Source organism: Agromyces sp. NBRC 114283, assembly GCF_030268405.1.
Lineage (GTDB): Bacteria > Actinomycetota > Actinomycetes > Actinomycetales > Microbacteriaceae > Agromyces > Agromyces mediolanus.
In genome coordinates, this window is record NZ_BSQP01000001.1 from 2,946,982 (window position 1) to 2,960,619 (window position 13,638).

The 13,638-nt window shown below is 72.3% G+C and carries 11 protein-coding genes; 5 read left to right on the forward strand and 6 right to left on the reverse strand.

What is annotated here, in order from left to right; genetic code table 11:
• The first annotated feature begins 122 nt into the window (after nt 1-122).
• On the forward strand, nt 123-566 hold the full coding sequence (locus QSJ60_RS14235; RefSeq protein ID WP_230765997.1) for an Rv3235 family protein: 444 nt from the start codon (nt 123-125) through the stop codon (nt 564-566).
• A gap of 91 nt (nt 567-657) precedes the next feature.
• Here the strand turns inward: QSJ60_RS14235 and secA are convergent, their stop codons facing one another.
• From secA to mtrA, 6 genes are all read right to left on the reverse strand, one after another.
• Complete coding sequence (gene secA, locus QSJ60_RS14240; protein ID WP_189086314.1) at nt 658-3,459, reverse strand: preprotein translocase subunit SecA; 2,802 nt, start codon at nt 3,457-3,459, stop codon at nt 658-660.
• Between the two features lie 222 nt (nt 3,460-3,681).
• Nucleotides 3,682-4,386: a ribosome hibernation-promoting factor, HPF/YfiA family gene (hpf, locus tag QSJ60_RS14245; protein ID WP_230765995.1), complete on the reverse strand. Its 705-nt coding sequence runs from the start codon at nt 4,384-4,386 to the stop codon at nt 3,682-3,684.
• A 124-nt stretch (nt 4,387-4,510) separates the two neighbouring features.
• Nucleotides 4,511-5,179: a ComF family protein gene (locus QSJ60_RS14250; RefSeq protein ID WP_230765992.1), complete on the reverse strand. Its 669-nt coding sequence runs from the start codon at nt 5,177-5,179 to the stop codon at nt 4,511-4,513.
• A 130-nt stretch (nt 5,180-5,309) separates the two neighbouring features.
• A complete protein-coding gene (locus QSJ60_RS14255; RefSeq protein ID WP_230765990.1) occupies nt 5,310-6,986 on the reverse strand; it encodes an LpqB family beta-propeller domain-containing protein in 1,677 nt (558 codons plus the stop codon).
• Nucleotides 6,979-8,646: an MtrAB system histidine kinase MtrB gene (mtrB, locus tag QSJ60_RS14260; RefSeq protein WP_285464007.1), complete on the reverse strand. Its 1,668-nt coding sequence runs from the start codon at nt 8,644-8,646 to the stop codon at nt 6,979-6,981. The genes QSJ60_RS14255 and mtrB overlap by 8 nt, the downstream gene beginning before the upstream one ends.
• A 3-nt stretch (nt 8,647-8,649) precedes the next feature.
• Nucleotides 8,650-9,330 (reverse strand): MtrAB system response regulator MtrA, encoded by a 681-nt coding sequence (gene mtrA, locus QSJ60_RS14265; RefSeq protein ID WP_189086309.1) that lies wholly within the window; start codon nt 9,328-9,330, stop codon nt 8,650-8,652.
• A gap of 175 nt (nt 9,331-9,505) precedes the next feature.
• Here mtrA and QSJ60_RS14270 point away from each other — a divergent pair, with 175 nt between their 5' ends.
• Genes QSJ60_RS14270 through QSJ60_RS14285 form a run of 4 tightly spaced genes read left to right on the forward strand, consistent with a single transcriptional unit; the run spans nt 9,506 to nt 13,637 of the window.
• Nucleotides 9,506-10,735: a DUF7847 domain-containing protein gene (locus tag QSJ60_RS14270; protein WP_285464008.1), complete on the forward strand. Its 1,230-nt coding sequence runs from the start codon at nt 9,506-9,508 to the stop codon at nt 10,733-10,735.
• Between the two features lie 6 nt (nt 10,736-10,741).
• On the forward strand, nt 10,742-11,392 hold the full coding sequence (locus QSJ60_RS14275) for a DUF4129 domain-containing protein (RefSeq protein ID WP_285464009.1): 651 nt from the start codon (nt 10,742-10,744) through the stop codon (nt 11,390-11,392).
• On the forward strand, nt 11,389-12,669 hold the full coding sequence (locus tag QSJ60_RS14280; protein ID WP_285464010.1) for a DUF4350 domain-containing protein: 1,281 nt from the start codon (nt 11,389-11,391) through the stop codon (nt 12,667-12,669). The genes QSJ60_RS14275 and QSJ60_RS14280 overlap by 4 nt, the downstream gene beginning before the upstream one ends.
• On the forward strand, nt 12,666-13,637 hold the full coding sequence (locus QSJ60_RS14285) for an AAA family ATPase (protein ID WP_189086305.1): 972 nt from the start codon (nt 12,666-12,668) through the stop codon (nt 13,635-13,637). The genes QSJ60_RS14280 and QSJ60_RS14285 overlap by 4 nt, the downstream gene beginning before the upstream one ends.
• Nucleotide 13,638 lies beyond the last annotated feature (1 nt).

Sequence of the window (13,638 nt, forward strand, 5' to 3'; positions counted from 1 at the left end):
TGTTCGCTTGACAGGGATTCCAGGCCCCGTCTAGCGTTCAAGCACGGGTCCCCCTCCTCCCCCATTCGGGGGTGATCCGGTCGTCGGGCTGTGCTCGGCGATCGCCACGATCCAGGAGCAGCATGGTCCCGCACTTCGAACCGGCGCAGCCCGCCGAGCCCTTCCACGACCACGTCCCGTTCGATCGCGACGACTTCTTCGGTCCACAACCGGCCGGCCGCGCTGAGCTCCCCGATCCGATGCCGGTGCTTCGCAACCTCGCGCACTGCGTCGTCGAAGCGCTCGCCGGGGCGCGGGAGCTCGAGCAGCTCGCGCGCTGGGTCACCGACGACGTCTACCGCGGGCTCGAGAAGCGGGTCGCCCTCGCCGCACGTGCCCGCCGCGTGCGCGGCGCACGCCCGCAGCGCCCGGTCTTCGCGATCGGCACGATCCGGGCCAGCGAACCCGCCGACGGCGTGGTCGAAGCGGTCGTGCTCGTGCACCAGCGTCCCCGTACTCGCGCCATCGTCATCCGGCTCGAGGGCTTCGACGCCCGGTGGCGGGCGTCCGTGCTCGGCGTGCTCTGAGCGCGTCCCACCGGACCGGCCGGGGCGAGGCGTGGCATGGACACGACGAGGGCCGCGCATCCTCGGATGCGCGGCCCTCGTCGAGTGATCCCTAGCGGCCCTTGCGGTCCTGGGCGCGCCGCTCGGCCCGGTTCTGCGGGGAGGCCTCGCCGGTAGCCTGCCCGAAGGCGCCGCGCGCACCGCCCTGGGCGGGCGCGTCGCCGGCCCCCTCGCTCTGCGACTCGGCGACCGCACGACGGAGGCGCTGCGTCGCCGCCTGCTGCAGCTGACCGCGCTGGTTCCGCACTTCGGCCTCGCCCGAGTCGCTCGGCGCGGTGTAGCTGAGCTTCTCCTCGGGGGTCGCCTGACGGCCGAGCCCCTTCGCCTCGATGTTCGGCCCGGCGACGCCGCCCTGCTGGGCGACCTCGACCTCGAGGTTGAACAGGAAGCCGACGGTCTCCTCGCGGATCGAGCCCATCATCTGCTGGAACATCGCGTAGCCTTCGCGCTGGTACTCGACCAGCGGGTCGCGCTGCGCCATGGCGCGCAGGCCGATGCCGTCCTTCAGGTAGTCCATCTCGTACAGGTGGTCGCGCCAGCGGCGGTCGATCACCGAGAGCACGACCCGGCGCTCGAGCTCGCGCATCGCCGGGCTGCCGAGCTGCTCCTCGCGGCGCTGGTAGGCGAGCTTCGCGTCGGAGAGGATCTCGCGGCGGATGAAGTCGCGGTTGACCCGGCCCTTCTCGCCCGCCTCGGCGACGACCTCGTCGATGGTGATGTCGATCGGGTAGAGCGTCTTCAGCTCGGTCCAGAGCGCGTCGAGGTCCCACTCGTCGGGGTTGCCCTCGGCCGTGTGCTGGTCAAGGACCTCGTCGATGACGTTCTCGAGGAAGGCCTGCGTGCGCTCGTGCAGGTCGTCGCCCTCGAGGATGTGCCGGCGGTCGGAGTAGATCGCCTCGCGCTGCCGGTTCAGGACGTCGTCGTACTTCAGCACGTTCTTGCGGATCTCGGCGTTGCGCGCCTCGACCTGGGACTGCGCCGAGCGGATGGCCCGGGAGACGACCTTCGACTCGATGGCCACGTCGTCGGGCACGCCCCGGGCCATGATGCTCTCGGCCGCGCCGGCGTTGAAGAGCCGCATCAGGTCGTCCGTGAGGGAGAGGTAGAACCGGCTCTCGCCGGGGTCGCCCTGACGCCCCGAGCGACCGCGGAGCTGGTTGTCGATGCGTCGCGACTCGTGCCGCTCCGTGCCGAGCACGTAGAGGCCGCCGGCCTGGAGGACCTTCTCGCCCTCGATGTCGACCTCGCGCTTGACCTCGGCGAAGACGTCGTCCCAGGCGGCCTCGTACTCCTCGGGCGTGTCGACGGGCGACAGACCCTTCTCGTGCATCCGCTGGACCGCGATGAACTCGGCGTTGCCGCCGAGCATGATGTCGGTGCCTCGACCGGCCATGTTCGTGGCGACGGTGACGGCGCCGTGGCGGCCCGCCTGCGCGATGATCGCGGCCTCGCGCGCGTGGTTCTTCGCGTTCAGGACCTCGTGGCGCACGCCCTTCTTCGCGAGCAGGCGCGAGAGGTACTCGCTCTTCTCGACGCTGGTCGTGCCGACGAGGACCGGCTGTCCGTTCTTGTGCCGCTCGACGATGTCCTCGACGACCTGCGCGAACTTCGACTCCTCGTTCTTGTACACGAGGTCGGGCTGGTCGATGCGCTGCATCGGCTTGTTCGTCGGGATCGGGACCACGCCGAGCTTGTAGGTCGACATGAACTCGGCGGCCTCGGTCTCGGCCGTACCGGTCATGCCCGAGAGCTTCGAGTAGAGGCGGAAGTAGTTCTGCAGGGTGACGGTCGCGAGGGTCTGGTTCTCGGCCTTGACCTGCACGCCCTCCTTCGCCTCGATCGCCTGGTGGATGCCCTCGTTGTAGCGACGGCCGACGAGGATGCGGCCGGTGTGCTCGTCGACGATGAGCACCTCGCCGTTCATCACGACGTAGTCCTTGTCCTTCTTGAACAGGGCCCTGGCCTTGATCGAGTTGTTCAGGAAGGAGATGAGCGGCGTGTTCGCCGACTCGTAGAGGTTGTCGATGCCGAGGTAGTCCTCGACCTTCTCGATGCCGGGCTCGAGCACGCCGACGGTGCGCTTCTTCTCGTCGACCTCGAAGTCCTCGCCGGGGACGAGGCGCTCCGCGAGGCGGGCGAACTCGGTGAACCAGCGGTTCGCCTCGCCCGAGGCCGGACCCGAGATGATGAGCGGCGTGCGCGCCTCGTCGATGAGGATCGAGTCGACCTCGTCGACGATGGCGAAATAGTGCCCGCGCTGCACCATGTCGGACGCCTGCCACGCCATGTTGTCGCGCAGGTAGTCGAAGCCGAACTCGTTGTTCGTGCCGTAGGTGATGTCGGCGGCGTACTGCTCGCGGCGCTGCTGCGGCGTCTGGCCGGAGAGGATGCATCCGGTCGTCATGCCGAGGGCGCGGAAGACGCGGCCCATGAGCTCCGACTGGTACGACGCGAGGAAGTCGTTCACCGTGATGATGTGCACTCCGCGGCTGGTGAGGGCGTTGAGGTACGCCGCGGTCGTCGCCACCAGCGTCTTGCCCTCACCGGTCTTCATCTCGGCGATGTTGCCGAGGTGCAGCGCGGCGCCGCCCATGAGCTGCACGTCGAAGTGGCGGAGGCCCAGCGTGCGCCGGGACGCCTCGCGCACGGCGGCGAACGCCTCGGGCAGCAGGTCGTCGAGCGACTCGCCGTTCGAGTAGCGCTCGCGCAGCTCGACCGTCTCGTGCTTCAGTTCCTCGTCGCTGAGGTCCTTGAAGTCGTCCTCCAGGGCGTTGATCGCCTTCGCGTAGTTCTCGAGACGCTTGAGGGTACGGCCCTCGCCGACGCGCAGGACCTTTTCCAGAATCGAAGCCACGAAATGCTCTCCCAGTGTCGTCGGCCGCACCCGCTCGGGTGGAGGGCGCGCCCGCTGCCGCCTGTGCAGACGGTCATCATAGCCATGCTAGTGGGCAGCGAGCTGGACACGAGCCGGATGCGCGCCGGTCGCGACCGGTGCGTCCGCCGGCCCGGATCGCAGCACCCGGCGCAGAGCGCGGGGCATCCGGCCGGCGACCGGATGCCCCGCGCGATCGTGCGTCTAGGAGGCGACCGCCTCGCGACCCTTGGTGACCGGGTCGTCGATGGCGGCGCCGGCCTGCTCGTCGATGCCGATCACTCCGTAGTCCCAGCCCTTGCGCCGGTAGACGACGCTCGGCCGGCCCGACTCGGAGTCGACGAAGAGGTAGAAGTCGTGCCCGACGAGTTCCATGAAGTAGAGGGCCTCGTCGACGGTCATCGGTGCGGACGCGAACACCTTCCGGCGGATGACGACCGGGGTGTACACCTCGTCTTCTCCGTGCTCGTCCTGCTCCTCGACGACGGGGATGCTGCCGGTGCGGACCCGTTCGAGCACTTCGGCGCCCGCGGCCTGCACGCCGACCCCGGTGAACCCGGCGTCCGCAGCCTCGCGCAGCGAGGTGTGCCGGTGGGCGCCGCCGCGGTGCACCTTCTTGCGGTCCTTCGCCCGCCTGATCCGTTCGAGCAATCGCCCGAGCGCCACGTCGAACGCGGCGTACTTGTCGCTGCCGTCCGCCTCCGCCCGGACGACGGGGCCGCGGCCGACGAGCGTGAGCTCGACGCGGTCGGGGCCCGGGTTCCCGTTCTTCTCGCTGTGGCGCACGAGCTTCACATCGAGCGCGATCGCCCGCTCGGCGAGGTGCGAGACCTTCTCGGCCTTCTCAGTGACGTAGGCACGGAATCGATCGGTGACCCCAAGGTTGCGTCCGACGATGTTCAGTTCCATTACGGCCTCCATCTCCCGGCGTGTCACCCGGTTCTGAAGGGTGGTTGGACCACGCCTGTGCTGCCACCGTAGCCCGCTTCGGGCCGCTTGTCACGGAGAGTTCGCCGAAGATCTCCTGCGATGTTCATCGGTGGCGGCGCGGGGTCTCGGCGAGCACGGCGAAGCCCGCGACCCGACCCCCGGCGGCCTCGATCGCCGCCGCGGCGGCCGCGAGCGTGGAGCCGGTGGTGAGCACGTCGTCGACGAGCAGCAGGGTCCGCCCCGCCGCTCCCCGCGCGCGGAGCCAGCCGGCGGAGTTGCGTCGTCGCGCCTCGGCGTCGAGCCCGGCCTGGTCGAGGTGGGCGGCGACGGGCCGCAGTACGCGGACGGACCGCAGCCCGAGCTGCGCGAGCAAGCGTTCGACGGGCCGGTAGCCGCGCGCCCGCAGCGCCGCGGGCGTCGACGGGATCGTGCAGAGCTCGATCCCGTCCGACCCTGCCGGCGCGGCGATCGCCAGCAGCGCGGCGGTGATCGCCGCGCCGAGCGCGGGCGCGAGTGCCGCGGCCGTGTCGGTGCGGCCGGCGTCCTTGAACGCGCCGAGCACGGGCCGGACCACCCCGCCGAAGGAGAGGCCCGCCCAGGCGGCGAGGGCCGCGCCGCCCGTCTCGCGGACGACGAGCCGCGGGGCGGGGACGAGCTCGCGCAGGCACGTCGCGCAGACGGATCGGTCGAACGTCCCGCACCCGGCGCAGGAGACCGGCAGCGCGAGCGCGACGGCCTCGGCGAAGGCGGCGCCGACCCGTGATCGATCCATGCCTCGAGGATCCCAGCGAGCCATCCGCCCGTTCGCCGCAACCGCCATTCCCGGGGAGAAGTGCCATCGTGTGAGAGCCGGGGAGGACGGCTCGGGCTCAGCCCGCGAGCTGGGTGCCGAGGGATACGGCTCAGCCCGCGAGCTGGGTGCCGAGGAAGCGCAAGCCGCTCGCCCGGACCTGCCACCCGACGCCGCTCACCGTCTCCAGCTCGCCGTCCCTCGTGAGCACGCGGTACTCCCTCGGACTGGCCGCCGCGTCGAGCTGGATACCGCCGGCGGGGCCGTCGCGGCGCGTCGCGAGGCCGCCGAGCACCTGGCTCACGATGCCGCTGCCGCCCTCCGTGGCGGTGAGCGACGCCACCGTCGTCTGGTCGAGCCAACTGACGTCCTCCGCGTCGCCCGTCTCCCCCGCGAGCACCAGTTGCGCGGTCCCGAGCGACTGCGGGACGCCGTCGCCGGTGCGCGCGACCGCCACCGCGACGAAGCTGCTCGTCGCGCCGTCGTCGAGCAGGGCGATGAGCCTCGTGCCGTCGGGCGCCAGCTCGAGCGCCGCGATGCCGCTCGACGCCCACGGCGGGGTGATCGCCACGGCGCTGCCGTCGGGCCCGGTGACGCGGATCTCCCGCGGCGAGCCGGCCGGCACGGTCCAGATGTACCCCTGGCCGTCGATCGCCGGCGCGATCAGCCCGGCGCGGTCGTCGACGCGGACGGGCTGGGCCTCGAAGTCGACCCGGTACACGTCTCCCTCGACGGAGCGCACCGCCGCCGCCTGGGCGTCGGGCGCGAGCGCCGCGGCGGTCGGCAGCAGCGAGGCGATCTGATCGGAGAGGCCGGGGATCGGCTCGATCTCGCCACCGCCCGCCGCGAGTCGGCCGAAGTTCGTCCCGTCGTAGACGACCGCACGGGTGTCGGCGACGGGGTCAGTTGTGGCGGTGAAGGCGAGGGGGCCGGTCTGCACTGTGCCGTCGAGGGAGAGCTGGACGTCGTCGACGTTCGGCACGGAGGCGAGGCTCTCGCGCAGCTGGAAGCGCATCCGCTGCGCCGCCAGCTCGTCGTCCACCGGCACGCCTTCGAGGGAGACGTCAGCCACGCCCCCGTCGATCGGCACCGCGTCCGGGTCGAGGCGGACCCCCTCCGGGAACGCGGACACCACCCCGGCGTCGAGCCAGTCCGCCGGCCCCGCGAGGAGCGCGCGGACGATGCTCGTCTGCACCGACTCGCGACCGGCGAACCAGCGCACGTCGGGGACGGCGAAACGGAAGTCGACGTCGTAGAAATAGAGGGTGTGGGTGCGGTAGACCCGCGAGAAGTTCGATTCGTCCATCAGCACGCCGGCCGGGGCCTCGCTGATCCGCCACTCCGCGCCGACCTTCACGAAACGGTAGTCGAGCTGGATCGGCGCCTGCGACTGCGCCGCCTGGTACTGCCCGTTGGCGGCGAGCTCGGCCGCGGGCACGGCGTCGATCTGCAGGCGGGTGTCGTCGACGCGGACCGTGTCGCGGTCGGCGAAGCGATCGATCGTCGCCCCCTCGCCCGGCTGCCACTGGTCGGCGAACTGCGGGGCGAGGTACTGCCTGGCCACGGCGTAGTTGCTCCGCGGACTCGTCGCGGCGTTGATGAAGCCGCGGAGGATCTCCTCCTGGCTGGCGCCCTCGGTCGGCGACGGCGCCTGCAGGTCGAGCTCGAGCGTCTCCTCCCCCGTTCCCGGGCTGCCGGCGTTCACCCCGCCTGAGCTCGGCAGGGATGCGCAGCTCGCGAGCAGCAGCGCGGCGAGCGCCGCCGCGGCGAGCGCGAGACGCTTACGCATCGGGCACCCCCAGGCTCTTCGTGTCCGTGGTCACCGTGTTCGGCGCACCGGGCCCGACCGCTTCCGGGTCGACCGGTGCGAGCGGGAGCGGCGACTCGGCGAACTCCCCGCCCGCCTTCCTCGGGATGGTGAGCCGGAAAACGGTCCCCACGCCCGTGCGCGACCAGAGGTCCAGCGCCCCGCCGTGAGCCACCGCGTCCTCGAGCGAGATCGCGAGCCCGAGCCCGGTGCCGCCGATGGTCCTGGTGCGACTCGGGTCCGCTCGCCAGAAGCGGTCGAAGACGTGCGACTGCTCCTCCTCGCTCATGCCGAGCCCGTAGTCGCGGACGCTCAGCGCCACCGCCTGCTCGTTCGAGTCGACCGCGATCACGATCGGTCTCCCCTCGCCGTGCTCGATCGCGTTGCCGAGGAGGTTCCGGACGATGCGGCGGATCCGCCGGGGATCGACCTGCGCGTCGAGGTGGCCGCCGGGCGCATCGAGCCGCAGCTCGCTGCCCCGCTCCTGCGCGAGCTCGTGCATCGACTCGATCGCATCGCCGGCGAGGTGCACGAGGTTCGTGGGCTCCGTCGCGAGCTCGACGGAGCCGGCGTCGTAGCGGCTGATCTCGAGCAGGTCGGCGAGGAGCTGCTCGAATCGGTCGGTCTGGGTGTGCAGGAGCTCCACGGTCCTCGCGGTCGGGCCGGGGAAGTCGTCGCGCTGCCCGTAGAGCACGTCACCGGCGAGCCGGATCGTCGTGAGCGGCGTACGCAGCTCGTGCGAGACGTCGGAGACGAAGCGCTGCTGCACGACGGAGAGCTCGGCGAGCTCCCGGATCCGCGCCTGCAGGCTGTCGGCCATGCCGTTGAACGAGGCGGCGAGGGTGGCGAGCTCGTCCTCGCCCTTCTCCGGCATCCGCACGCCGAGGTCGCCCGCGGCGAGCCGCCGACTCGTCATCGCCGCGGTGCGGATCGGCTCGATGACCCAGCGGACGACGAGGAGCGTGACGACCGCGAGGAGCGCGAGGAGCGCGATCGCCCCGACGACGCCGGTGGCCTGCATCTGGTCGAGAGTCTGCTGGGCGTCGGCGAAGTCGTAGCCGATGTACAGCTCGTACCGGCCGGCGCCCGGCACCTGCAGATCGGAGCCGACGACCACCCCGGGGTCCGTGCCGCCCGCGCCATCGTCGAGGGCCACGGACTGCCAGAACTGGCCGCCCGGGTTCTCCTGCACCCGCTCGCGCAGTTCGTCGGTCAACACGGCTTCGAGGCCGGGGGCGATGCTGCCGAGCGGGGCGATCGTCGACGGGTCCTGCTCGGGCGCCCGGTAGACGCCGATGAGCGAGCTCCCCGAGCTCGACTGCACGATCTTCACCGTCGAGTCCATGAGGGACTGCATGGCGGCCTGGTCGGACGCGTCCGAGGGATTGAGGATGCGCTGCGCGGCGGCCGTGGCGTTGTTCGAGGAGCCGAGCACCTGGTCGAGCTGCGTCTGGAACAGGTTCGAGGCCACGCTGAAGCTGATGTACAGCCCGATGACGAGGATCGCGAGGCCGGACAGCGCGAGGGTGATCAGCACGGTGCGGAACTGCAACGAGTGGCGCCAGAGTGACGCCAGCCGCCGCGGGATGCCTCGCCAGCGGCCGATCCGCAGCGTCGCCGGCGCCGCCTCGGCCGTGCTCATGGCCTAGGTGGTGGCGCCGGCGCGGTAGCCCACGCCGCGCACGGTCATGACGATGCGGGGGTTGTCCGGGTCGTGCTCGACCTTCGCGCGGAGGCGCTGCACATGGACGTTCACGAGCCGGGTGTCGGCCTTGTAGTGGTAGCCCCAGACCTGCTCGAGCAGCATCTCCCGCGTGAACACCTGCTGCGGCTTCGCCGCCAGGGTGTGCAGCAGGTCGAACTCGAGGGGCGTCAGATTGATGCGCTCGTCGCCGCGCCGCACCTCGTGCCCGGCGACGTCGATGACGAGGTCGCCGACGCCGAGCGTCTCGGGCGCCTGCTCGGGCGCCGGGCGCAGTCGCGTGCGGATCCGCGCGATGAGCTCCTTCGGGTTGAAGGGCTTCACGATGTAGTCGTCGGCGCCGGACTCCAGCCCGCGCACCACGTCGGCCGTGTCGCTCTTGGCGGTGAGCATGATGATCGGCGTACCGGACTCGGCCCGGATGCGGCCGCAGACCTCGATGCCGTCCATTCCCGGGAGCATGAGATCGAGGAGGACGAGGTCGGGTCGCGCCTCGCGGAACGCCTCGACGGCCTGCGCGCCGTCGCTGCAGAAGATCGGCTCGAAGCCCTCCGAACGCAGCACGATGCCGATCATCTCGGCGAGGGCCGTGTCGTCGTCGACGACCAGGATGCGTTGGGACATCGATTCACATCTCCGCTCGGGCCGGGGCTTCTGCGACGTGGCCGGTCGTCCCAGCGTAGCCGTTCGACGGCGGCGGGGGCGGGATCCGAGTGCTCGCGCGCCCGCCTGTGCACGGCGGCGACGCGTTCCGTTCCGGATGTGAAAGCATGGGAAGACCGCCGGAAGGAGCCCGTTCGTGACCGATCCGCAGTGGCAGCCGCCCGCAGAGGGCGCGTGGCCGCCGCCGGCGAACGGCGGCCCGGTTCCCGGTCCCTGGTCAGCCCCCGGCGCGCCGCAGTGGGCGAACGGCCCCCAGCAGGCCTACGGCGCCACACCCCCGCCCGGATACGGCGCGCCCCAGCCGGGATGGACGCCGCCGCCGAAGCCGGGCCTCCTGCCGCTCCGACCGCTCGGCTTCGGCACGCTGATGTGGGCGCCGTTCCGCACGCTCCGGCGCAATCCGGGGCCGGTGCTCGGCAGCGGGCTGATCGTGCAGCTCGTCGTCGCGCTGACCACCGTCGGCGCCTTCGTCCCGTTCTTCTTCGCGATGACCGCGCGTCTCGGCTCCGCGAGCGTCGCCGACCAGGACGCGATCACCGCGGGGGCGGTCGGGGGCTTCCTGCTGCTGATGCTGATCCCCATGGCGCTGTCCATCGTCGGCAGCGCGTTCCTGCAGGGCATCATGGTCGTCGAGGTGGCGAGCAGCACGCTCGGCGAGCGGCTCCGCTTCGGCGAGCTGTGGCGGCGCACGGCCCGACGCATCTGGCCGCTCATCGGCTGGACCCTGCTCGTCGCGATCGCCGTCGTCGTCGCGATCCTCGCCGTCGTGCTCCTCGGCGTCCTCGTGGGCGTCGGCTTCGCCTCGGTCACTTCGGGCGGAGTCGGCGGCATCGTCGCGACCGTCCTCATCGTCGGCGTGGTCGCGCTCGGCGTCGTCGCGCTCGGCGTCTGGCTCGCCGTGAAGCTGTCCCTCGTCCCGAGCGTCATCGTCATGGAGCACGTCGGCGTCGGCCGCGCGATCGCCCGCTCGTGGCAGCTCACGAACAGGTACTTCTGGCGCACGTTCGGCGTCGAGGCGCTCGTCGCCGTCATCCTGTACTTCGCCGCCCAGCTCGTGACGACGCCGGTCACGCTCATCGGCGGCATCATCGCCGGCCTCATCGATCCGACCGGCACGGGCAGCGGGGCGGGCGCGATCATCGCCGTCTACGCGATCTCGATGGTGCTCTCGCTCGTCATCGGCGCGGTCACGGCCGTCGTCCAGTCCGCCGTCGTCGCCGTCGTCTACCTCGACCTCCGCATGCGCAAAGAGGGGCTCGACCTCGTCCTGCAGCGGCACGTCGAGCTCCGCGAGGCCGGCTCCCCGGTCGGCGACCCCTTCGTGCCGTCAGCGGCACCGCTCGCGAGCTCGCCGGGCTGGGCCTGAACCGCCGTGCGCATCGAGATCCCGGTCGACCCGGGTGCCGAGGAGGCCCGGCGCTGGCTCATCGACGAGCTCGCGAAGCCCGAGTACCGTGCGGCCGAGCCGAGCTGGTTCGACCGGCTGATGCAGCGCATCGGCGAGTGGCTGGGCGAACTCTTCTCAGGGGCAGGCGGGGTGCCGCAGCCCTTCGTCATCGGGATCGTGGTCCTCATCGTGGTCGTCCTCGTCGTCATCGGGCTGCTGGTGTTCGGCGTGCCCAGGCTCCGGCGACGGCGCGCCGCGCAGGTCCCGTTGTTCGAGGACGGCGACGTCCGCGGGCTCGACGAGCTCCGCAGGGCCGCCGCGCTCGCCGCGCAGCGCGGCGACTGGCCCCTCGCCATCGAGGAGCGGTTCCGGGCGCTCGCCCGCGGCCTCACCGAGCGCGAGCTCGTGCGCGTCCATCCCGGCACGACGGCGCACGCGATCGCCGCGGCGGCGACGACACCGTTCCCCGAGCACGCCGCCGGGCTGCAGCAGGCCGCGCGGGCGTTCGACGAGGTCCGCTACCTGGGCCGCAGCGGCGGCGCAGCCGAGTACGAGCAGCTGACCGCGCTCGAGACCGTCATCGCGACGACCCCGCCCGTCGACACGGTCGCGCACGGACCGGCGGTGCCGGTGTGAGCGGCCCGAGCGCGCCCGAGGCCGTTGCGCCGGCGACCGCGACGGACACCGGGGCCCGGGCGGCGACCTCGCTCACGCCGACCCTGCGCGGCGGCCTGCACCACGCCCGCACCTGGATCGCCATCGCGGCCGTCGCGGTGCTGGGCGCCGTCGTGCTGCTCGTGCTCCAGGGCCGGGTCAGCGGCGGTGGCACCCCGCTCGGCGCCGACAATCCCGGCCCAGCTGGGGCGAAGGCGGTCGTCGAGGTGCTCCGCGCGCAGGGCGTCGAGGTCGGCGAAGTCTCCACCTTCGACGATGCGCGAAGCGCTGCCCGCGACGGCGCGACCGTCGTGGTCGCCGACGCGGCGGGCTTCCTCGAACCCGAACGGCTCGCCGAGCTCGCGGGCTCGGCCGATCGCCTCGTGGTCATCGCCCCCGACTTCGCCTCGCTCGACGCGCTCGCCGACGGCGTGCGGCTGGCTGGCTCGGCGAGCGGACCGCTGGAGCGCGCGGGCTGCGCCCTTCCGGCGGCCGAGCGCGCCGGGACCCTCTCCGATGGGCAGCGTCTGCTCCGAATCGACGACGAGGCCCGGGCCGCGGGCTGGCAGGGCTGCTTCCCCGACGGCGAGTTCGGCGTCGCCCTCGCCGAGGGGCCGAGCGACGGCGGACGGATCACGGTGGTCGCGGCCCCGACCGCGTTCGCGAACGACACGATCGACGAGGCCGGCAACGCGGCGCTCGCACTCGGCCTCCTCGGCGAGACGGCGGAGCTCACCTGGTACGTGCCGGGCCTCGAGGACGTGGATGCCGCCTCCGCCCCGACGCTCGGCGAGCTCACCCCGGGTTGGGTGACGCCCGTCATCCTGCTCACCATCGCGCTCGTCGTCGCGGCGGCGGTGTGGCGCGGCCGCCGTTTCGGACCGCTCGTCGCGGAGGACCTGCTCGTCGACGTCCCCGTCGCCGAGACCCGCGAGGGCCGCGCGCGCCTCTACGAACGCAGCTCGGTTCGCACCCACGCGCTCGACCAGCTGCGGATCGGCGCGCTCGGCCGTCTGCTCGGCGTGCTGAAGCTGCCCCGCTCCGCCGACGCCCGTGAGATCGCCGTCGCCGCCGCTCTCGCGACCGGACGGGACCCCCACGCCACCGAGCGGCTGCTCGTCGACGAGGAGCCGGCCGACGACCGGCGGCTCGTCGAGCTCGCCGCCGCGATCCACGAGCTCGAGGCCGAGGTGCGGCGCACCCTGCGACCCGACGCGGACCCCACGCAGACCACCGAACGACCAGGAAGGCCCTCATGACCGACCCCATCCAGACGGATGCCGAGCTGCGCGACGCCCTCAACCGGGTGCGTGCCGAAGTGGGCAAGGCCGTCGTCGGCCAGGACGGCGCGATCACCGGCCTCATCATCGCCCTGCTCGCCGACGGCCACGTCCTGCTCGAGGGCGTTCCGGGCGTCGCGAAGACCCTGCTCGTGCGCACCTTGAGCCGCACGCTGCGACTCGAGACGCGCCGGCTGCAGTTCACTCCCGACCTGATGCCCGGCGACGTCACCGGCTCCCTCGCCTACGACCCTCGGTCGGGCGAGTTCGCGTTCCGCGAGGGCCCGATCTTCACGAACCTGCTCCTCGCCGACGAGATCAACCGCACCCCGCCGAAGACCCAGTCGGCGCTGCTCGAGGCGATGGAGGAGCGGCAGGTCTCCGCCGACGGCGTCACCCGCCCGCTCCCGGACCCGTTCCTCGTGGCCGCGACGCAGAACCCCATCGAGTACGAGGGCACCTATTCCCTGCCCGAGGCGCAGCTCGACCGCTTCCTCATGAAGCTCGTCCTCGAGGTGCCCGAGCGCGACGCCGAGTTCGCGATGCTCCGCCGTCACGCCGACGGCTTCTCCCCGCACGACCTCGAGGCGGCCGGGGTGCAGCCCGTGCTCTCGGCGGGCGAGCTCTCGGCCGCGCGCGCCGCGGCCGGCCGGGTGGGCGCCTCCGACGACGTCCTCGCGTACCTCGTCGATCTGGCCCGGGCGACTCGGCGCGCGCCGTCGCTCCGCCTCGGGGTCAGCCCGCGAGCGGCGACCGGCCTGCTGGCCGCGGCGAAGGCCTGGGCCTGGTTGACCGGCTACGAGCGCCTGACCCCCGACCACGTGCAGGCCATGCTGCTGCCGGTCTGGCGTCACCGCGTCCAGCTGCGGCCGGAGGCCGAGCTGGAGGGCGTCGCCGTCGATCAGGTGCTCCGCGGCATCGTCCAGCAGGTCAGGGTCCCGCTCTGAG

Excerpts from the sequence above, each read along its gene's own strand:
- mtrA (WP_189086309.1), bottom strand. The coding sequence starts at position 9,330 with ATGTCCCAACGCATCCTGGTCGTCGACGACGACACGGCCCTCGCCGAG.
- QSJ60_RS14285 (WP_189086305.1), top strand. The coding sequence starts at position 12,666 with ATGACCGACCCCATCCAGACGGATGCCGAGCTGCGCGACGCCCTCAAC.
- mtrB (WP_285464007.1), bottom strand. The coding sequence starts at position 8,646 with ATGAGCACGGCCGAGGCGGCGCCGGCGACGCTGCGGATCGGCCGCTGG.
- QSJ60_RS14235 (WP_230765997.1), top strand. The coding sequence starts at position 123 with ATGGTCCCGCACTTCGAACCGGCGCAGCCCGCCGAGCCCTTCCACGAC.
- hpf (WP_230765995.1), bottom strand. The coding sequence starts at position 4,386 with ATGGAACTGAACATCGTCGGACGCAACCTTGGGGTCACCGATCGATTC.
- QSJ60_RS14250 (WP_230765992.1), bottom strand. The coding sequence starts at position 5,179 with ATGGATCGATCACGGGTCGGCGCCGCCTTCGCCGAGGCCGTCGCGCTC.
- QSJ60_RS14255 (WP_230765990.1), bottom strand. The coding sequence starts at position 6,986 with ATGCGTAAGCGTCTCGCGCTCGCCGCGGCGGCGCTCGCCGCGCTGCTG.